General features: G+C 70.5%; 14 protein-coding genes. 6 read left to right on the top strand and 8 right to left on the bottom strand.

All coding sequences use genetic code 11. The features are described from left to right. Positions 1–7: 7 nt before the first annotated feature. Positions 8–2,323, bottom strand: coding sequence for a glycosyl hydrolase family 95 catalytic domain-containing protein (locus ACWCPY_RS07850; RefSeq protein ID WP_451263455.1), 2,316 nt, complete (start codon positions 2,321–2,323; stop codon positions 8–10). Between the two features lie 240 nt (positions 2,324–2,563). On the opposite strand from ACWCPY_RS07850, the gene ACWCPY_RS07845 reads away from it, so the two are divergent. Further along, positions 2,564–4,150 (top strand): Na+/H+ antiporter, encoded by a 1,587-nt coding sequence (locus ACWCPY_RS07845; RefSeq protein WP_451263454.1) that lies wholly within the window; start codon positions 2,564–2,566, stop codon positions 4,148–4,150. A 30-nt stretch (positions 4,151–4,180) separates the two neighbouring features. On the opposite strand, the gene ACWCPY_RS07840 is transcribed toward ACWCPY_RS07845, so the two are convergent. Continuing rightward, a complete protein-coding gene (locus ACWCPY_RS07840) occupies positions 4,181–5,308 on the bottom strand; it encodes a mechanosensitive ion channel family protein (RefSeq protein WP_451263493.1) in 1,128 nt (375 codons plus the stop codon). Positions 5,309–5,345: 37 nt separating this feature from the next. On the opposite strand from ACWCPY_RS07840, the gene ACWCPY_RS07835 reads away from it, so the two are divergent. Further along, entirely contained in the window at positions 5,346–5,924 is a 579-nt protein-coding gene (locus tag ACWCPY_RS07835; RefSeq protein ID WP_451263453.1) for a dienelactone hydrolase family protein, read from the top strand. A gap of 42 nt (positions 5,925–5,966) precedes the next feature. On the opposite strand, the gene ACWCPY_RS07830 is transcribed toward ACWCPY_RS07835, so the two are convergent. The 5 genes from ACWCPY_RS07830 to ACWCPY_RS07810 all read right to left on the bottom strand — a co-directional run bounded on the left by ACWCPY_RS07830 (position 5,967) and on the right by ACWCPY_RS07810 (position 11,979). Beyond that, positions 5,967–6,935, bottom strand: coding sequence for a zinc metalloprotease (locus ACWCPY_RS07830; RefSeq protein ID WP_451263452.1), 969 nt, complete (start codon positions 6,933–6,935; stop codon positions 5,967–5,969). 315 nt (positions 6,936–7,250) lie between these two features. After that, the gene (locus ACWCPY_RS07825) at positions 7,251–8,912 is read right to left on the bottom strand and encodes an alkaline phosphatase D family protein (RefSeq protein WP_451263450.1); all 1,662 of its coding nucleotides are present in this window, start codon (positions 8,910–8,912) and stop codon (positions 7,251–7,253) included. Positions 8,913–9,009: 97 nt separating this feature from the next. Next, positions 9,010–9,825 (bottom strand): thioredoxin domain-containing protein, encoded by an 816-nt coding sequence (locus tag ACWCPY_RS07820; protein ID WP_451263449.1) that lies wholly within the window; start codon positions 9,823–9,825, stop codon positions 9,010–9,012. A gap of 48 nt (positions 9,826–9,873) precedes the next feature. Continuing rightward, positions 9,874–10,593: a hypothetical protein gene (locus tag ACWCPY_RS07815; RefSeq protein WP_451263448.1), complete on the bottom strand. Its 720-nt coding sequence runs from the start codon at positions 10,591–10,593 to the stop codon at positions 9,874–9,876. A 60-nt stretch (positions 10,594–10,653) separates the two neighbouring features. Further along, a complete protein-coding gene (locus ACWCPY_RS07810; protein ID WP_451263446.1) occupies positions 10,654–11,979 on the bottom strand; it encodes a DUF2252 domain-containing protein in 1,326 nt (441 codons plus the stop codon). A gap of 180 nt (positions 11,980–12,159) precedes the next feature. On the opposite strand from ACWCPY_RS07810, the gene dnaE reads away from it, so the two are divergent. Beyond that, positions 12,160–15,699: a DNA polymerase III subunit alpha gene (gene dnaE, locus ACWCPY_RS07805; RefSeq protein WP_451263445.1), complete on the top strand. Its 3,540-nt coding sequence runs from the start codon at positions 12,160–12,162 to the stop codon at positions 15,697–15,699. A gap of 99 nt (positions 15,700–15,798) precedes the next feature. On the opposite strand, the gene ACWCPY_RS07800 is transcribed toward dnaE, so the two are convergent. Beyond that, positions 15,799–15,978, bottom strand: coding sequence for a hypothetical protein (locus ACWCPY_RS07800; protein ID WP_451263444.1), 180 nt, complete (start codon positions 15,976–15,978; stop codon positions 15,799–15,801). A gap of 224 nt (positions 15,979–16,202) precedes the next feature. Between ACWCPY_RS07800 and ACWCPY_RS07795 the strand changes: the two genes are divergently transcribed. The 3 genes from ACWCPY_RS07795 to ACWCPY_RS07785 all read left to right on the top strand — a co-directional run bounded on the left by ACWCPY_RS07795 (position 16,203) and on the right by ACWCPY_RS07785 (position 19,531). Then, positions 16,203–17,474 carry an NYN domain-containing protein gene (locus ACWCPY_RS07795; protein WP_451263443.1) on the top strand — a complete coding sequence of 424 codons (1,272 nt, stop codon included), beginning with the start codon at positions 16,203–16,205 and terminating at the stop codon, positions 17,472–17,474. A gap of 154 nt (positions 17,475–17,628) precedes the next feature. Beyond that, entirely contained in the window at positions 17,629–18,603 is a 975-nt protein-coding gene (locus ACWCPY_RS07790; protein WP_451263492.1) for an ABC transporter ATP-binding protein, read from the top strand. 199 nt (positions 18,604–18,802) lie between these two features. After that, positions 18,803–19,531, top strand: a complete 729-nt coding sequence (locus ACWCPY_RS07785; protein WP_329817160.1) for an ABC transporter permease — start codon at positions 18,803–18,805, stop codon at positions 19,529–19,531. Positions 19,532–19,548: the final 17 nt, after the last annotated feature.

Here is a 19,548-nt window from a genome sequence, read left to right as displayed (position 1 = left end):
CAGGGACCTACTCCGGCAGGCCCCACCGGGTCCACGCGCCGTTCGACGGCACATCGCGCGGGTCCGTCCGCGGGCGGCGCGAACCCCGCGGAGTGACCACCGCCGTACCGCCGCGCGGCAGGGCGAGAGCGATCCGGCCCGGTCCCGTCTCCCGCCAGTGCAGCGGACGCCCGTGCGCGTCCCGTACCTCGATCCGGCCCTTGATCGAGTGGTCCAGGGTCAGCGGCGCGCCCGCCTCGCTGTGCACCCGTACCCAGCGCGTCGCGCCGTCCGAGCGGTCCGCGTCCACCAGGAAGGCGCCCTGGGTGCGCAGTGACGCGACCGACGCGTCGGCCCAGCGCTCCGAGACGGACGGGAAGACCTTCACCACCCCCTCGTGGCCCTGCACCACCATGTCGAGCATCGACTGGGCGGCGGACAGCGGGCTCTCCAGGGCGAGGTTCTTGCCCTCCCGGTACATCGTGTTGACCGTCATCCGGCAGTCCGCGACCACGTTGAGGTCGGTGAAGAAGGTCAGGTGGTCGAGGGCCTTCTCCGGCTCGTCCATCACCGCGTACATGGACGAGGCGGTGGCGTAGCTGTAGCCGTGCCACAGCTGCCGCATGGAGACCCAGTGGTCCATCGAGCGCCGCATCACCCCGCGGTCCGCGGGCCGGTCCCAGCTCCGTTCGCGCAGCGGGTACAGCCAGAGCAGGTGCGAGTGGTGCCGGTGCGAGTCGGCGAGCGGGACGTCCTTGCCGATCATGACGCCGGCCGCCGGGTCCTCGGCGTACGGGGTCAGGCGCCGTTCGATGTCCTGCCAGCGTCCCAGCCGCGGATCGTTGTTCCGCAGCAGTTTCGCCGACGCGATCAGGGTGCGCACGCCCCAGCGGATCAGCGAGAGGTCATAGGTGCAGTCCACGGCGTCGGCGTACTCGGGGGAGCGTGTCTCTGGCAGGTGCAGCCGGCCGTCCGGGCCCTCGTGCAGGAAGTGCGCGTAGAAGTTGACGGCCTTCGCGAGGATCGGGTGGACCACGTCGCGCAGCACGGACAGGTCCATCGAGTGCAGGTAGGACTGCCAGACGTTGTGCAGCGCCCAGGTGAGGTTGCCGAAGTTGTCGGAGACGTGGGACGAGCCGGGGGCGCCGACGTCGTAGGTGTCGCCCGCGCGCAGCTGCCAGTCGGAGGGGTGGCCCAGCGCGTAGCTCTCGCCGTCGCGGTAGTCGGCCGGGACCGAGGCGGGGAGGTTGTGCTCGAAGCGGCTAAAGGCACCCGTCACCGAGTCGAGTTCGGGGTGGTTGGAGCCGTGGACAGGGGCCATGCCGATCTGGACGTTGAGGTTCCACCAGACCGCGGTCCAGTTGTTGCCGACCTCGGGGAACCACGGGCCCCATTCGGAGATCGTCGGGCCGTCGGCCCTGGTCGCCGCGGCGAGCTTGTAGAGCTGGATGAGGTAGAAGCTCTGCAGCCGCTTGTCCGGAACGGAGAGGAAGCTGCGCCGGTAGTACGCGTGCCACCAGCGGCGGTGGCGGTCCACCAGCCGCTCCGGGCCGGTGGCCAGGGTGCGGTCCACGGCCCGCAGCGCGTCGGCCGTCGCCTCGGACACCCGGCCGGGGAAGCGGTGGACGAGGTGCGCGGCGAGCAGCCGGCCGGTGCCCTCGCGCCGTTCGCGCCAGGCGGTGGTCCAGCCGCCGCCCGCGAGCAGCGGCTGCTCGACGAAGCCGTCACCGGTCCGGGGGTCCGGGTTCGGTGTGTAGTCCTCGGGTCTGCCGCTGGTACGGGTGGTGGCGGCCCGCAGCCAGTGGAAGGACCAGGCCGCGGACTCCTCGCCGGTGGTGGGGCGGGTGGAGACCAGCAGGGCGCCGGTGTCGTTCTGGACGAGGGCGCAGAAGGCCAGCGAGCCCCGGGTGGTGGTGACGGTGCCGCGCAGCTCGGCGTCGTACAGGTCCAGGGTCCAGTCGACGGCGGTGATCTCCCCGGCGAGGGTCAGGGTGAAGTACCCGATGGGGAGGCGGGAGTAGCCGATGCCGCCGCGCCACTGGCCGCGCTGGTCCTGCACCTGGCTGTGACTGATCATCAGCTTCAGTGTGTTCGCGGTCGTTCCGGCGTACAGCTGGGCGCCGAGGTAGCCATTGGCGAGGAACGGGGCCTGCTGCCAGTCGGCGGGGAGCGTGCGCCAGATCATGGCGGCGTCGCGGACGGTCCTCTCGTGGATGTCGCTGCCCGGGTGCTCCGCCGGTGCGGGGCCGGCCGATGCCCATGAGGTGGGGGAGCCGGCCATCCAGAGCGCGGATGTTCCGGCGGCGGCCGTGGAGACGAAATGCCTTCGGGAGAACGGGGTCACGTGGTCTCTCCTGCCAGTCATGTATGTGGTGAGAGTTCCTGTCCCTGAATCACGCACGCCGCATACTGCCCGCCCCGAGAGGGCAGCGGAAGGGGGTCGACCGCATATACATCGGAGGAATGCTGTTCGGCGAGGCTGGAATGAGGGGGTGTTGTCTGGATTGCGGGCCTTGCGTGGCAGGCTTTGACCCCAGATCCGCCGATCACGGAGGTCGGCGACCCGCGCTCCGGAAGGCACCTCGTGGACCAAATGGCACTGCTCCTCCTGCTGTTGCTCGGGGCTGTGGTCACGGTGCCGCTGGGGGAGCGTCTCGGGCTGCCCGCGCCGGTGCTGATGACCCTCGCCGGGGTCGGCATGGCGTTCCTCAGCTTCGTGCCGAACGTGGAGATCCCGCCCGAGATCATCCTTCCGGCGCTGCTGCCGCCGCTGCTCTACGCCTCGGTGCAGCGAACGTCCTGGCGGCAGTTCGCCGCCAATAAACGACCGATCTTTCTGCTGGCCGTCGCGCTGGTCTTCGTCACGACGGCCGCCGTCGCCGCGGTCGCCAACGCGATCGTCCCGGGGCTGCCCATCGCCGCGGCCGTGGCGCTCGGCGCGCTCGTCGCCCCGCCCGACCCGGTCGCGGCGACGGCCGTCGCCGGCTCGGTCGGGCTGCCGCGCAGGCTCGTCTCCATCCTGGAGGGCGAGGGGCTGTTCAACGACGTGACCGCGATCGTGCTGTACCACGTGGCGATCGCCGCAGCGGTGAGCGGGAGCTTCTCGCTGCCGGAGGCGTTCGGGCTGCTGATCCTCTCCGCGGTGGTGGCCGTGGTGGTGGGTCTGGTGCTCGGCTGGCTCACCATCAAGCTCATGGGCCTGCTCGGCGACGCCACGCTCCAGGTCGGCCTCACCCTGCTGGTGCCGTTCGTGAGCTATGTGCTCGCGGAGGAGCTGATGGGGTCGGGCGTCCTCGCCGTCCTCACCACCGCGCTCTTCCTCGCCGAGCACACCGCCGACGCCGACGACGTCCTCGGGCGGCTCACCGGCCGCACCTTCTGGGAGATCGTCGACACACTCGTCACCGGGGTCGCCTTCGGGCTGATCGGTCTCGAACTGCACAACGTCTTCGGCACGGCGGACGGGCGCGAACTCCGGATGCTGGGCTGGGGACTCGTGGTGGTCGCGGTGGTCGTCGGCGTACGGCTGCTGTATCTGCTGCCCGCCACCTGGCTGGCCAAGCGGCTGCACACCCGCCGCGACGTCAGCGAGGAGATCCCCACCAGCTGGCGGGAGACCGTCGTCATGTGGTGGGCCGGGATGCGCGGGGTGGCCTCGGTCGCGCTGGCGCTCGCGATCCCGCTGAAGACGGACGACGGGAAGCCGTTCCCGGGCCGCGACGAGATCGTCTTCATCGCCTTCGCGGTGATCATGGCCACGCTGGTCGTCCAGGGGCTCACCCTGCCCTGGCTGGTCCGCAAGCTCCGCGTCAAGGCGGACACGGACGCCGAGGAGGCGCTGGAGAAGGACCTTGCGATCCGCGCCGCGAAGGCCGCGAAGCAGCGCCTCAAGGAGATCCAGGAGGTCGAGGAGTTCCCGGACGAGGTCACCGAGCGGCTGCACCGGCTGGCGTACGACGTAGGGGCGCGGATCAGCCCCGACATGGTCGACGACGAGCGCCGCGAGGCGTACGCGCAGCGGGCCGAGCGCTTCAAGGCGGTCAGCCGCATCCAGCGCGAGATGATGTCGGCCGCCCGCCACGCGGTGCTGTCGGCCCGCAACGAGGCTGGGGCGGACCCGGAGATCGTCGACCGGGTCCTGCGGCAGCTGGACGTCCGCAGTCTGCGGTGAGGCGGGGGACGGCCGCGCCCGCCCGCCCGGTCAGCCGCGTCCCGTGCGCGGGGACCTGTTCCGGTCCGACGGCATCTCGTGCCCCGGGCCGGGCGGATGCGGCCGCCACTCGCTGCGTGGCGGCAGCGCCGCGGGCGCCGTCGCGACCCTCGGCAGCGCGTACGGGTGATGGTCCCGCAGCCAGCCGATGAGCTGCTCCCGTACGGCGCAGCGCACCGTCCAGATGTCGCTCGGGTCCTTCGCCGTGACCACCGCGCGGACCAGGATCGTCGACGGTGTGGTGTCCGTGACGGCGAGGGACCAGTCGCGGCCGTCCCAGGCGGCGCACTCGCCCAGGACGTCCCGCAGCCGCTCACGCATCGCGGCGACCGGGGCCGAGTGGTCGAGGTGGAAGAAGACCGAGCCGGTCATCTGGGCGCTGCCGCGCGACCAGTTCTCGAACGGCTTGCTGGTGAAGTACGAGACCGGCATCGTGATCCGCCGCTCGTCCCAGGTCCGCACCGCGAGGAAGGTCAGGGTGATCTCCTCGATCGTGCCCCACTCGCCGTCCACCACCACCGTGTCACCGATGCGCACCATGTCGCCGAACGCGATCTGCAGCCCCGCGAAGAGATTGCCGAGCGTCGACTGGGCGGCCACCCCCGCGACGATGCCGAGCACACCCGCCGAGGCCAGCATCGAGGTGCCGAAGGTCCGCATCGCGGGGAACGTCAGGAGCATCGCGCCGAAGGCGACCGTCGCCACGATCGCGGTGACCACCCGCTGGATGAGCGTCACCTGGGTGCGGACCCGCCGCACCCGCGCCGGATCGGCGGTGTTCGCGGCGTACCGCGCGAACAGGGAGTCGACGACGGCCGTCGCGATCCGCACCACCAGCCAGGCCGAGGCCCCGATCAGCACCAGTGTCAGGACCTGACCGATCCCCGCCCGCTGGTCCTGGGTCACTTCGAGCCGGGTGTGGGTGTACGAGCCCCGCAGCAGCGCCGTGCAGAGCGTCAGCTGGAGCGGGATCCGGCAGCGCCGCAGCAGCCCCCACAGCGGGGTGTCGTGGTGCCGGCCGTCGGCCCGTCTGAGCAGCAGATCCACCAGCGCGCCGACCACCAGCGTGATCACGACCGAGCCGCCGACGACGATCAGCGGGCGCAGTATGTTCTCCATCCCGTCGTTCTCCATGCCCCTGACCGTAGCTGGCACCATGGGACCCATGAACATCATGCTTTTCCACTCGACGTACGGTCTGCGCCCCGCGGTGCACGCCGCTGCCGACCGGCTCCGCGCCGCCGGGCACGAGGTGCAGGTGCCCGACCTCTTCGAGGGGCGCACGTTCGAGACCGTCGAGGAGGGCCTGGCCTTCAAGGAGGAGGTCGGCAAGGACGAGCTGCTCAAGCGGGCCGTGCTGGCCGCCGCCCCCTACTCCGACCGGGGCCTGGTGTACGCGGGCTTCTCGTTCGGCGCCGCCACCGCGCAGACCCTGGCGCTCGGCGACGAGAAGGCCCGCGGCCTGCTGATGTTCCACGGCACCTCGGAGATCGCCGAGAACGCCTCCGTGGACGAGCTGCCCGTACAGCTGCATGTCGCCGACCCGGACCCGTTCGAGACGCATGACTGGCTCAACTCCTGGTATCTGCAGATGCAGCGGACCGGTGCCGATGTCGAGGTCTACCGCTACCCGGGCGCGGGCCATCTCTTCACGGACGCCGAACTGCCCGACTTCGACCGGGCGTCGGCCGAGCTGGCCTGGAAGGTCGCGCTCGGTTTCCTCGCCACGCTGTGACGCGGGGAGGGGCCCCGCACCGCGCAGGGCCCCTCGGGCGGGTCAGCCCCGGTAGGCGGTCCAGCTGTCGCTCATCCGCTGGACCTGGCCCGCGGTGAACTGGGTCATGCACGAGTCGTAGGTGTAGTCCATGAAGTTGTGGATCGGGTCGACCCCTGTCTTGTTGGTGCAGGTGTCGCGCCCGGTCGGGCACTCGTACGCGGCGCTCTTCTCGGCCGGGGTGTCGGCGACGTAGTCGCCGTTTCCGTTGCAGCCGCCCTGGAAGGTGTGGTAGAGCCCCATCCAGTGGCCGACCTCGTGGGTGGCGGTGTCGCCCTCGTTGTAGTTGGTGGCGGAGCCGCCGGGCAGCGAGGCGTCGAGGATGACTACGCCGTCGTCCGAGGGGTTGGACTTGTACGAGCTGGGGAAGGTGGCCCAGCCCAGCAGCCCGCCGCCGAGGTTGGCGGTGTAGATGTTGAGGGCGTTGGCGCCGCCCTTGCGCAGCGAGGACTTCATGGCCGTCTCGGCGGCGGAGCCCGGGGAGACGCCGTTGTACCAGGAGCTGTTGTCCGTGTAGTCCGTGCCGGCCAGCGTGTACTGGAAGCCGGAGTTCGTGTTGCCCGAGCCCTGTCCGCTGTAGGCGGCGTTCAGGACGTTCATCTGGCTGTTGATCGCGGACGCGCTGAGCTTGCCGGTCGTCCCGGAGTGCACGACGTGGAAGTAGACCGGGATCGTCGCGCCCGCGGCGAGCGAGGGGCCGCTGAGCCGGCGGTCCGCGAGTCTCTGCTTCAACTGCGCGTCCATGGACTTGGCCTGGGCCGCGGTCAGTTCGTTGGGGTCGTCCGTGTGGGCGGCGCCCGAGGGGCGGGCCTCCCGTGCCGTGGCGCTGGTGCCCGCGTCGTCCCCGCACTTCTGGGCGGACGGGGCGGAGACCTTGGAGGCGGCGGAAGCGGCGGAGCCGGAGGGGGCGGAGAGCGGTGCCAGGGCCAGGGTTCCGGCCAGAACGGCGGTGCCGATCGCACGGTTACGCATACGTGGCGATATACGGGCAAGAGTGCGCACGGGGACTCCTCGCGGATGTGTGGGAGAGGCATTTCCTCACCCGCCGCCGGGAGATTACGTGGGCATGTCATCCCCGGAGGAGGAATGATCAGGCCCAATCAGATATTCGCCAAAGGGTTGAAATCGGGAGGAATCTTTCTTCGCATTCCAGAGTTTGAGATGGCGACGTAACCGTAGGCGTTACCCCGGCGGGTGGTGTGTCCCCATTCGGGCCGTGGGACACACCACCCGCCGTAGCGATGTCATGCACCGTCAACATGTGCGGGGGTGGCCGAAAAAGATCCCTCAGCGCACCGGGCTGTCCACCCGCTCGACCTTCTGCGTTCCACTGAGCGTCCGGTACGAACGCGTCCAGGCGGAGGTCGCGTCCCGCTTCGTCCGGTCGGAGACCGCGTAGTAGTCCATCTGCGAGCGCTCGGCGGTCACGTCGAGGACGCCGTAGCCGTGCGAGTCCATGTCCACCCACTTCACATGGCGGTTGGCGGCCTTGACCGCGGCGGCCGCGACCACCGAGACCGTCTGCGGCGCCACATGCAGGATGTCGTCGATGTTGTCCGAGGTCACCGATGTCACCACGAACTCGGTGGCGGCCGAGGCGGAGAGCGGATACGTCGCCGCCTTCACCGGCACGTCATTGGCCCACGCCATGTGGATGTCGCCGGTCAGGAAGACCGTGTTGGTGATCGACCGGTCCCGCAGGTGCGAGATCAGCTCCTTGCGGTCGTCCGTGTAGCCGTCCCACTGGTCGACGTTGACGGCGAGGCCCTCCTTGGGCAGCCCCAGCAACTCGGCCAGCGGCGCCAGCAGATGCGCGGGCACGGAACCGAACGCGATCGGCGAGATCATCACCGAGGTGCCGACCAGCTGCCAGGTGGCGTCCGAGCCGGCCAGCCCCGACTTCAGCCAGTCCAGCTGCGCCCGGCCGGTGATGGTGCGTTCCGGGTCGTCGACCGCCCCGCTGCCGATCGACGACTGCTGGGAGCGGAAGCTGCGCAGGTCGAGAAGGTGGAGATCGGCGAGGTTGCCGAAGCGCAGCCGCCGGTAGACGGTGCCCTCGGTGGCGGCGCGGACCGGCATCCACTCGAAGTACGCCTGCTTGGCGCCCGCGGCCCGGTCGGCCCAGGAGCCCTCCGTGCCCGGGGTGTGGTTCTCGGCCCCGCCCGACCAGGCGTCGTTGGCGAACTCGTGGTCGTCCCAGATCGCGATCACCGGGTGCGTGGCGTGCAGGGTCTGGAGGTCGGCGTCCGTCTTGTACGTGGCGTGCCGGGTGCGGTAGTCGGCGAGGGTGAGGATCTCGTGCTTCGGCTCGTGCGGCCGTACGACGTACTTCGCGTCCGGGTAACTGCCCGAGGCGTACTCGTAGATGTAGTCGCCGAGATGCAGCACCGCGTCGAGATCGGCGCGGGCGGCGAGGTGGCGGTACGGGGAGAAGTACCCGGCCTCCCAGTTGGCGCACGACACCACCCCGAACCGCACACCGGGCGTGGCCGCCCCCGCCGCGGGCGCCGTCCGGGTGCGTCCGGCCGGTGAGACGACCGGTGTGCCGTCGCCCGCCGTGAAGCGGAACCAGTACGCGGTGGCGGGGGCCAGGCCCCGCACATCGGCCTTGACGGTGTGGTCGGAAGCGGCCCTCGCGACGGTCGTGCCCCGTGCCACCACCCGGGCGAAGTCCTTGTCCTCGGCGACCTCCCAGCGCACCGCCGTATCGGCGCCGCGGCCCGAACCGGGCACCGCGTCGGGGGTCGGGGTGACGCGGGTCCAGAGGAGGACGCCGTCGGGAAGGGGATCGCCGGAGGCGACGCCGTGCAGGAAGGCGGGCCCGTCCGCGGCGCGCGCGCTCGCGGCGGAACCCAGCACGGGGGCCGCGACGACGGTGGCGGCAGCGGCCTTGACGACCGTGCGGCGGCTGGGGGAGGAGGACGGTGAGAAGCGCTGTCGACTGGTCACGGTCAAAAATCCTACTGGCGGGTAAGGCGAACGGGCAGGCGAACGAGGGAAGTTCGCCTGCCCGTGGGGGAGCCGCCGCCGTGAGGTCGCCGGCCGGTCAGCCCTTCAGCGCGGCCGTGATCGCGGTGTTGAAGGCCTCCACCGTCATCGGAGCGTTCTCGCTCTGCCCGTCGGTGAGCGCCTTGCCGTCCATCTTCAGCGTCGGGGTGCCCTTCACGCCGCTGTCGTCGAACTTCGCCGACATCTTCATGGCCCAGCCGTCGAACGTGCCGTCCTCGACGTTCTTCTTGAAGGCGGCGTTGCCCTTGAGCGCGTCCACCGAGTCGGCGACCTTGATCAGGTAGGAGTCGTCCTTGAACTTGTCGTCGGTCTCCTCCGGGTGGTACTTCGCGGAGTAGAGCGCGTACTTGTAGTCGAGGAAGGCCTCGGGGCTGACATCGAGCGCCGCGCCGAGCGCGCTCAGCGCGTTCTTCGAGCCCTCGCCGTTGGCCGCGTTGTCGATGAACGTGGCGCCGATGTACTGGATCTTGTACTTGCCGGCGTCGACGTCCTTGTGGACCGTCTCGCCGACGGTCTGCTCGAACGTTCCGCAGATCGGGCAGCGCGAGTCCTCGTACAGCTCCAGGGTCTTCTTGGCGCTCGACTTGCCGATGACGACCGTGGTGCCGTCCTTGCCCGAGGTGTTCTTGGGCGCGGTCACGTTCTTCTCGTCCTTGGCCGCCTCCCAGTGGGACGGCTTGTTCAGCTGCATGACGCCCCAGATGACGCCACCCACGACGGCCAGCACGCCGACGATCGAGACGCCGACGATGATCTGCCGGCGGGCCTTGTCCTTCTTGGCCTGGCGCTCGCGCTCGGCGCGCAGCCGCTCGCGGGCGGCCGACTTGTTGGCCTGGCTGTTGCGCTTGCTCATGTCTGTATCTCCATGGTGTGAGGGGTACGTCGTCGGGGATGTGCGTGCTCAGGCGATGGCGCAGGCCGAGCGCGGCGGTCCCCTCCGTCCCACGGAGTGCACGAGCAGACGGGCGTGTACGAGCAGGTGCGGGCCGGGTCCGGCGGGCCGCACCCGGCGGCGTACCGGACGGCGGGCCGTGCCGACCACGGCGACCGCGACCAGCAGCGGCCGGAACGCCAGGGCGGCGGCTGCCTCCAGCAGACGGGCCAGCGCGGACTCGCCCCGCCGGAGCCAGGCCGCGGCGAGCAGTCCGACCGTCACATGGGCGGCGAGCAGCAGCCACGGCACCGCGGGTCCGGGCGAGGCCAGCAGCGCGGCCGTGGTGTGTCCGGCGTCGGCCACCGAAGCGAACGAGGTGACATCGGCACCCGCCCGGGCCGCCCCGGTGCCGATCGCGCCGCCGCACAGCATATCGACGCCGACCGAGCGCAGCGGGCCCGCGATCGGGCCGCCGGCCGCGCCGTAACAGACGTGCTGACCGGTGGTGAGGAAGGTGTCGGCGGCCAGCTCCAGCGGGACCAGCAGTCCGGCGATCGCCCCGAAGCCACGCTCCCGGCCGGCCAGCGCGTACGCCACGGCGAAGACCGCGCCGGCCAGCAGGGCCACGGCGGTCAGCGGCAGCGGGACCCGGGAGAGCAGCACATGGGACGCGACGGAGAGCGTCACGACGAGCGCTGTGAAAAGCGCCGCGCGAACGACTCTGAGGTGCGTCCCGGATATGTCCATCGCCGAGGAGTGTCGCACGCCAACCTGTAAGTGACCCCTAAAGGGGCGGACAACGGGGGGCTACAGCCCCGGAATACGGCCATTGCGGAAGAGATCCACGAAGATCTGGTGGTCGGCGCGGGCCCGGGCGCCGTAGCTGTGGGCGAAGTCCACCAGCAGACCGGCGAAGCCCTCCTCGTCGGCCGCGATCGCCGCGTCGATCGCCCGCTCGGTGGAGAACGGCACCAGCGAGTGGCCGCTCTCGTCGTCCGCCGCGGAGTGCATCGTCGCCGTCGCCCGGCCCAGATCGGCGACGACCGCCGCGATCTCCTCCGGCTCGTCGATGTCGGACCAGTCCAGATCGACCGCGTACGGCGACACCTCGGCGACCAGCTGGCCCGCCCCGTCCAGCTCGGTCCAGCCGAGCCACGGGTCGGCGTGCGCCTGCAGGGCGCGCTGCGAGATCACGGTGCGGTGGCCCTCGTGCTGGAAGTACTCGCGCACGGCGGTGTCCGTGATGTGCCGGGAGACGGCAGGGGTCTGCGCCTGCTTGAGGTAGATCACCACATCGTTCTCCAGGGCGTCGCTGTTGCCCTCCAGAAGGATGTTGTACGAGGGCAGCCCGGCCGAACCGATGCCGATGCCGCGACGGCCGACGACGTCCTTCACCCGGTACGAGTCGGGGCGGGTCAGGCTCGACTCCGGCAGCGTCTCCAGATAGCCGTCGAAGGCGGCCAGCACCTTGTAGCGCGTCGCCGCGTCCAGATCGATCGAGCCGCCGCCCGGGGTGAACCGGCGCTCGAAGTCCCGGATCTCCGTCATCGAGTCCAGCAGCGAGAACCGGGTCAGCGACCGGGCGTCGCGCAGCGCGCCCAGCAGCGGGCCCTCGGCCGTGTCCAGCGTGAAGGGCGGCAGCTCGTCGTTCTTCGCACCCGTCGCCAGCGCGTGGATCCGCTCCCGGTAGGCGGTGGCGTAGACCCGCACCAGCTCGCTGATCTGCTCGTCCCCCAGCGCCTTCGCGTACCCGATCAGGGCGACGGAGGCGGCGAACCGCTTCAGGTCCCAGGTGAACGGGCCGACGTACGCCTCGTCGAAGTCGTTCACGTTGAAGATCAGCCGGCCGTTGGCGTCCATGTACGTGCCGAAATTCTCCGCGTGCAGATCGCCGTGGATCCACACCCGGCCGGTCCGCTCGTCCAGGTACGGGCCGCCGTGCCGCTCCCGCTCCAGGTCGTTGTAGAACAGGCACGCCGTGCCCCGGTAGAAGGCGAAGGCCGAGCCCGCCATCTTGCGGAACTTGACCCGGAAGGCAGCCGGATCGGCGGCCAGCAGCTCCCCGAACGCGGTGTAGAAGACCTCAAGAATCTGCTCCCCGCGCTGTGCCGCGCCGGTCTGCGCTTCCGACATCTCTGGGTGCCTCCTGGTACCTGGCGTGTATGACGAAGTACATGACAAATGGGACGGGCTTCCTCGCCCTTCCAACGCGCGACCGTACCCGGGAGTGCCCGTCGTCCGTCACCTCGAAGACGTAGACTTCCACGCTGTCCCCCCAGCCCGCCATCGCCCGTTTCCCGGAGGCACAGCGCCGTGACCAAGCCGCCTTTCACGCACCTTCACGTCCACACCCAGTACTCGCTGCTGGACGGTGCCGCGCGGCTCAAGGACATGTTCGCTGCCTGTAACGAGATGGGCATGTCGCACATCGCGATGACGGACCACGGCAACCTGCACGGGGCGTACGACTTCTTCCACTCGGCGCAGAAGGCGGGCGTCACACCGATCATCGGCATCGAGGCGTACGTCGCCCCGGAGTCGCGCAAGCACAAGCGGAAGATCCAGTGGGGCCAGCCGCACCAGAAGCGCGACGACGTGTCGGGTTCGGGTGGTTACACCCACAAGACGATCTGGGCGGCGAACAGCACCGGGCTGCACAACCTCTTCCGGCTCTCCTCCGACGCGTACGCCGAGGGCTGGCTCCAGAAGTGGCCGCGCATGGACAAGGAGACCATCGCCCAGTGGTCCGAGGGCCTGATCGCGTCCACCGGCTGCCCCTCGGGCGAGGTGCAGACCCGGCTGCGGCTCGGCCAGTTCGACGAGGCCGTCCAGGCCGCCTCCGACTACAAGGACATCTTCGGCGAGGGCAAGTACTTCCTGGAGCTGATGGACCACGGCATCGAGATCGAGCGCCGGGTCCGTGACGGGCTCCTCGAAATCGGCAAGAAGCTGAACATCCCGCCGCTGGTGACCAACGACTCGCACTACACCTACGCGCACGAGGCCACCGCGCACGACGCCCTGCTCTGCATCCAGACCGGCAAGAACCTCTCCGACCCCGACCGCTTCCGCTTCGACGGCACCGGCTACTACCTCAAGACGACCGACGAGATGTACGCCGTCGACTCCTCCGACGCCTGGCAGGAGGGCTGCGCCAACACCCTGCTGGTCGCGCAGCAGATCGACACCGCCGGCATGTTCGAGAAGCGCGACCTGATGCCGAAGTTCGACATCCCGGACGGCTACACGGAGATCACCTGGTTCCAGGAAGAGGTCCGCGTCGGCATGGACCGGCGCTTCCCGGGCGGCGTCCCCGAGGACCGGCAGAAGCAGGTCGAGTACGAGATGGACATCATCATCCAGATGGGGTTCCCGGGGTACTTCCTGGTCGTCGCCGACTTCATCATGTGGGCGAAGAACAACGGCATCGCGGTCGGCCCCGGCCGGGGCTCCGCCGCCGGTTCGATCGTGGCGTACGCGATGGGCATCACCGACCTCGACCCGATCGAGCACGGGCTGATCTTCGAGCGGTTCCTCAACCCCGAGCGCGTCTCCATGCCCGATGTCGACATCGACTTCGACGAGCGCCGGCGCGTCGAAGTGATCAGGTACGTGACGGAGAAGTACGGCGCCGACAAGGTCGCCATGATCGGCACGTACGGCAAGATCAAGGCGAAGAACGCCATCAAGGACTCCGCCCGGGTCCTCGGCTACCCGTACGCGATGGGCGACCGGCTCACCAAGGCCATGCCCGCCGACGTCCTCGGCAAGGGCATCGACCTCAACGGCATCACCGACCCCAAGCACCCGCGCTACAGCGAGGCGGGCGAGATCCGGGGGATGTACGAGAACGAGCCGGACGTCAAGAAGGTCATCGACACCGCCAAGGGCGTCGAGGGCCTGGTCCGGCAGATGGGCGTGCACGCCGCCGGCGTCATCATGTCCAGCGAGCCGATCGTCGACCACGCCCCGATCTGGGTGCGGCACACCGACGGCGTCACCATCACGCAGTGGGACTACCCGCAGTGCGAGTCGCTCGGCCTGCTGAAGATGGACTTCCTGGGCCTGCGCAACCTCACCATCATGGACGACGCCGTGAAGATGGTGGAGTCCAACAAGGGCGTCAAGCTGGACCTGCTCGGCCTCCCGCTGGACGACCCCAAGACGTACGAGATGCTCTGCCGCGGTGACACGCTCGGCGTGTTCCAGTTCGACGGCGGGCCGATGCGCTCCCTGCTGCGCCAGATGCAGCCCGACAACTTCGAGGACATCTCCGCCGTCTCGGCCCTGTACCGGCCGGGCCCGATGGGTATGAACTCGCACACGAACTACGCGGAGCGCAAGAACGGCCGCCAGGAGATCACCCCGATCCACCCGGAGCTGGAGGAGCCCCTCAAGGAGGTCCTCGGCCTCACCTACGGCCTGATCGTGTACCAGGAGCAGGTGCAGAAGGCCGCCCAGATCGTCGCCGGCTACTCGCTCGGCGAGGCCGACATCCTGCGCCGTGTGATGGGCAAGAAGAAGCCCGAGGAGCTGGCGAAGAACTTCGTCCTCTTCGAGGCGGGGGCCAAGGAGAAGGGTTTCTCCGACGCCGCGATCAAGGCCCTGTGGGACGTGCTGGTCCCGTTCGCCGGATACGCGTTCAACAAGGCGCACTCCTCCGCGTACGGCCTGGTCACCTACTGGACCGCGTACCTCAAGGCGAACTACCCCGCCGAGTACATGGCGGCGCTGCTGACCTCGGTCAAGGACGACAAGGACAAGTCGGCCGTCTACCTCAACGAGTGCCGCCGCATGGGCATCAAGGTGCTGCCGCCCAATGTGAACGAGTCCCTGTCGAACTTCGCCGCCCAGGGCGACGACGTGATCCTCTTCGGCCTCACCGCCGTGCGCAACGTCGGTCAGAACGTCGTCGACTCGATCATCCGGTGCCGCAAGGCGAAGGGGAAGTACAGCACCTTCCCCGACTTCCTGGACAAGGTCGAAGCGGTCGTCTGCAACAAGCGCACCGTCGAATCGCTGATCAAGGCCGGCGCCTTCGACGAGATGGGCCACACCCGCAAGGGCCTGGTCGCCCACCACGAACCGATGATCGACAACGTGGTGCAGGTCAAGCGCAAGGAGGCCGAGGGACAGTTCGACCTCTTCGGCGGCATGGGCGAGGAGGAGAGCGACGAGCCGGGCTTCGGGCTCGACGTGGAGTTCTCCGACATCGAGTGGGAGAAGTCCTACCTGCTGGCCCAGGAGCGCGAGATGCTCGGGCTGTACGTCTCCGACCACCCGCTCTTCGGTCTGGAACACGTGCTGTCCGACAAGGCCGACTCCTCGATCTCCCAGCTGACCGGCGGCGAGCACGCCGACGGCGCCATCGTCACCGTCGGCGGCATCATCTCCGGCCTCCAGCGCAAGATGACCAAGCAGGGCAACGCCTGGGCCATCGCCACCGTCGAGGACCTGGCCGGTTCCATCGAGTGCATGTTCTTCCCCGCCACCTACCAGCTGGTCTCCACCCAGCTCGTCGAGGACACCGTCGTCTTCGTCAAGGGACGCCTCGACAAGCGCGAGGACGTGCCCCGGCTGGTCGCCATGGAGATGCAGGTCCCCGACATCTCGTCGGCAGGCACCAACGCCCCCGTGGTCCTCACCATCCCCACCGTCAAGATCACCCCGCCGATGGTCAGCCGCCTCGGCGAGGTCCTCAGCAGCCACCGGGGCGACACCGAGGTACGGATCAGGCTCCAGGGCCCCCGCAAGACCACGGTGCTCCGGCTCGACCGGCACCGGGTCAAGCCCGACCCGGCGCTCTTCGGTGACCTGAAGGTGCTGCTCGGCCCGTCCTGCCTGGCCGGCTGAGCCGGCTCTCCCGCACGGACGTACGAGAGGGGCGCCCCGCGAAAGCGGGGGCGCCCCTCTCGGTCATCGGGCCGCAGTCCGGACCAGGGACGGCTCCGGTCAGTTGTGGCCGAAGCGCCGCTGGTGCTTACGGGCAACGTCGGCAGGGCTGCCCTGGGCCTGCGACTGGGGCTGTATCTGCGACTCGTACGCGCTCGTCTTGGTCTCTTCCGCGCCGCGCTCCGGACCGGACGCGTGGTTCTGCCGGCTGCTCTGCTTGCGGTTCTTGTTCTTGGCCATGGTGTTCCTCCTACGGGGACTCTCGGGGCCAGGACCGCGTTCAGATTCACATAGCGGGGTAACCCGTGCATTTTGGATCATTACCGTGCGTAGTGAGGGGCGGGGACGCGTCGTTTTCCCGATCCGCCACGCCGATGATCGAGTTCCGGACGTCAACCCCTGCGCGGTCGGGCAGACTCGAAGGAAACCCTTGGCAAAGACCGCACCCGAACTTCCGGAAGAGGGTGGATCGCGTGGACCGTTGCGTCGTTCTGGTGGACGCCGGGTACCTGCTGGGCGCAGCGGCGAGCCTGCTGGCCGGGGAGCCCGCCCGTTCCCGCATCACGGTCGACCACGCGGCCCTCATCCGGGGCCTGCGCGAGCGCGCCGAGGCCGATACGCAGCAGCCGCTGCTGCGGATCTACTGGTTCGACGGCGCCCCCGACCGCGTGCCGCAGCCCGAGCACCGCAGACTGCGCGTGATGCCCCGGGTGACCGTCCGGCTCGGCGCCCTGACCCGCAGCGACGGGCGCTGGGCGCAGAAGGGCGTCGACGCCGCGATGCACGCCGAGCTCACCGAGCTCGCCAGGAACCGGGCCTGCTCCGACGTGGTGCTGGTGACCGGCGACGGCGACCTGCTGCCCGGTCTGATGTCCGCCAAGGAACACGGCGTCGCCGTCCACCTGTGGGCCGTCCAGGCCGCCGACGGCGACTACAACCAGTCCGAGGACCTGGTGGCCGAGGCCGACGAACGAAGGGTGCTGGACCGGGCCTGGATCACCCAGGCCGTACGGCCCAAGGAGACCGGCGGTGTCTGCGCCCCGCCGCCCGCGCCCGGCCCGGAGATCGCCGCGATCCTCTCCGCACCGCTGCCCGAGGCCGCCCTCGCCGCCTCCGCCGAGCGGGCCGCCGAGGCCCGGGCGGCAGCCGACGACGACGCGGCCCCGCCGTCCGGGCAGAGCGCCGCCACCGACCGCCCCGTGCACGCCGCCAAGGGCGTCCCCACCCCCAAGGACCTGGCGGGCAGCCTGCGCGGTCCCGGCACCCAGCCCGACCGGCACCTCCCGCAGCCCGGCGCGACCCTGCGCTGGTCCTCGGACAAGAGCTGGACGGACCGCGGCGGACCGCTGGGCGAGCCCGCCGAGACCGCGTCCCTGCCGACGCTGGCCCAGCTCACCAGCGCCGAGCAGCGCTGGGCGGACCGCGAGGAGGACATCACCACCGTCGGCGGAGACCCCTTCGAGGTGGGCCAGGTCTTCGCCCGTCGCTGGATGGAACGGCTTCCGGAGACCGTCCACCTGCAGAAGCTGTCGACCATGTACCCGCGCATCCCGCACCGGATCGACGGCGAACTGCTGCGATACGCGGCACGGTTCGGCCTGCTCGCCCACAAGGACGACCAGATCGACGAGCACGACCGCTACGCGATCCGGGCGGGGTTCTGGCGGGAGATCGATGTACGCGCCGCGGCCGAGCACACCCCCGCGGCGGAGCGGACGACCCCGTCCGCCGGCTGACCGCCGGGCGCGGCCACGGACGGGCGACCCGGGCGCCGATCGCCCCGGCGGAGCCCGGCCGGTGTGGCCCCGGGCGCATTACGGGGCATCCGACCCCGTACCCTCGTACCTCGTGAGTACGGGCACAGCACAGGCGCAGCCGGCGACCGGGACCGTGTGCGCGGTGCGTGATCTGGTCAGGACCTATCCCGCCGCCCGCGGCCGCCGCGGTGCACCCGCCACACCCGAGGTACGCGCCACCGACGGGATCTGCCTGGACGTGCGGCGCGGCGAGATCTTCGGACTCCTCGGCCCCAACGGCGCCGGCAAGTCCACCCTCGTACGGCAGCTCACCGGACTGATGCGCCCCGACTCCGGCAGCGTCACCGTGCTGGGCCACGACCTCGTACGCCACCCGGAGCGGGCCTCCCGGCTGATCGGCTACCTCGGGCAGGAGTCCACCGCCCTCGACGAACTGACCGTGTCGCTCGCCGCCGAGACCACCGGGCGGCTGCGCGGCCTCACGGCGGCGGACGCCCGCGCCGAGCGCGACGCCGTGCTCGACGAACTCGGCCTCACCGAGATCGCGGGGCGCCCGCTGAAGAAGCTCTCCGGGGGGCAGCGGCGGCTCGCCTGCTTCGCGGCCGTGCTGGTGGGCGAGCGGCCGCTGCTGGTGCTGGACGAGCCGACGACCGGCATGGACCCCGTCGCGCGGCGCGCCGTCTGGGCCGCGGTGGACCGGCGCCGGGCCGAGCGCGGCACGACGGTCCTGCTCGTCACCCACAACGTCATCGAGGCCGAGACGGTCCTCGACCGGGTCGCCGTGATCGAACGCGGCAGGGTCATCGCCTGCGACACCCCGGCCGGGCTCAAGGAACGCGTCGCGGGCGAGGTCCGGGTCGAGCTGGTGTGGCGCGAACGGGCGCCCCTGGACGTACCCGAGGTGGCCGCGCTGCGCGCCTCGGCCCAGGAGTCCGGGCGGCGCTGGGTGCTGCGGCTCGGCCCCGACGAGGCACGGGCGGCGGTCGCCGCGGTCACCGGCGGCGCGGCCTTCGCCGCCCTCGACGACTTCACGCTGGCGACGCCCAGCCTGGAGGACGTCTATCTCGCGCTCGGCGGGGACGCGACCAAGGGACTGGTGAAGTCATGACCGCGGTGAGCGGGACGACCGGGTGCGGGTACGCGGCCGGACAGGGAGCGAACAGGAGCAGCGCCAGGTGACGAGCATCGTTCCCGCGCACGCGGTGACCGGACCCGTCCGGGCCGCGGAGGACGGCCGGGCCGGTCCCTCCGGTGACGGCGCCGCCGACGAGGGGGCGCCGCCCGCGCCGCTCGCGCCGCGGGCCCGGCTGTTCCCCGCGCTCGCGGCCGTCTACCGTGCCCAGCTCTCCAGGGCCAGGGTCGCCCGTATCCCGCTGCTCTTCGTCGCGACGTTCCAGTCCGTCGGCATCATGGTGCTGATGCGCGGGGTCGTCGACGGCGGCTCCGAGGCGCGGGCTGTCGTGGCCGGCTCCAGCGTCCTCGTCGTGGCCTTCGTGGCGCTCAATCTCCTCGCCCAGTACTTCGGACAGCTGCGGGCCGGCGGCGGACTCGACCACTACGCCACCCTGCCGGTGCCGCCTGCCGCGGTGGTGCTCGGCGCGGCCGGGGCGTACGCCTCCTTCACCGTGCCCGGCACGATCGTCACGGCCGTGGCCGGCAGTGTGCTGTTCGGGCTGCCGCTGACGCATCTGTGGGTGCTCGTCGCCGTCATCCCGCTCTCCGGGGCGGCGCTCTCCGGGCTGGGCGCGGCGCTGGGGCTGCTCGCTCCCCGGCAGGAGCTGGCCACTCTCCTCGGGCAGCTGGGCATGTCGGCGGCGCTGCTGCTCGGTGTGCTCCCGGCCGACCGGCTGCCCGCGCCGGTGGACTGGGCGCGCGATCTGCTGCCCTCGACCTACGGTGTCGAGGCGCTCTCGCGGTCCTTCGACGCCCACCCGGACTGGGCGGTCGTCGCGCTGGACCTCGCCGTCTGCGCCGTCGTCGGCGTCCTCTCGCTGGCCGTGGCGACCTGGGCGTACCGCAGGGCAGCGGTCCGGTGAGGCGCGGTGCGGGGGCG

This window comes from Streptomyces sp. NPDC002403, from assembly GCF_053593015.1.
This window is presented reverse-complemented; position numbering and strand designations above follow the sequence as displayed.

Bases quoted from the DNA above. Each gene is read 5' to 3' on its own strand.
- ACWCPY_RS07835 (WP_451263453.1), top strand. From the start codon at position 5,346: ATGGGACCCATGAACATCATGCTTTTCCACTCGACGTACGGTCTGCGC.
- ACWCPY_RS07800 (WP_451263444.1), bottom strand. From the start codon at position 15,978: ATGGCCAAGAACAAGAACCGCAAGCAGAGCAGCCGGCAGAACCACGCG.
- ACWCPY_RS07840 (WP_451263493.1), bottom strand. From the start codon at position 5,308: ATGGAGAACATACTGCGCCCGCTGATCGTCGTCGGCGGCTCGGTCGTG.
- ACWCPY_RS07830 (WP_451263452.1), bottom strand. From the start codon at position 6,935: ATGCGTAACCGTGCGATCGGCACCGCCGTTCTGGCCGGAACCCTGGCC.
- ACWCPY_RS07820 (WP_451263449.1), bottom strand. From the start codon at position 9,825: ATGAGCAAGCGCAACAGCCAGGCCAACAAGTCGGCCGCCCGCGAGCGG.
- ACWCPY_RS07815 (WP_451263448.1), bottom strand. From the start codon at position 10,593: ATGGACATATCCGGGACGCACCTCAGAGTCGTTCGCGCGGCGCTTTTC.
- ACWCPY_RS07810 (WP_451263446.1), bottom strand. From the start codon at position 11,979: ATGTCGGAAGCGCAGACCGGCGCGGCACAGCGCGGGGAGCAGATTCTT.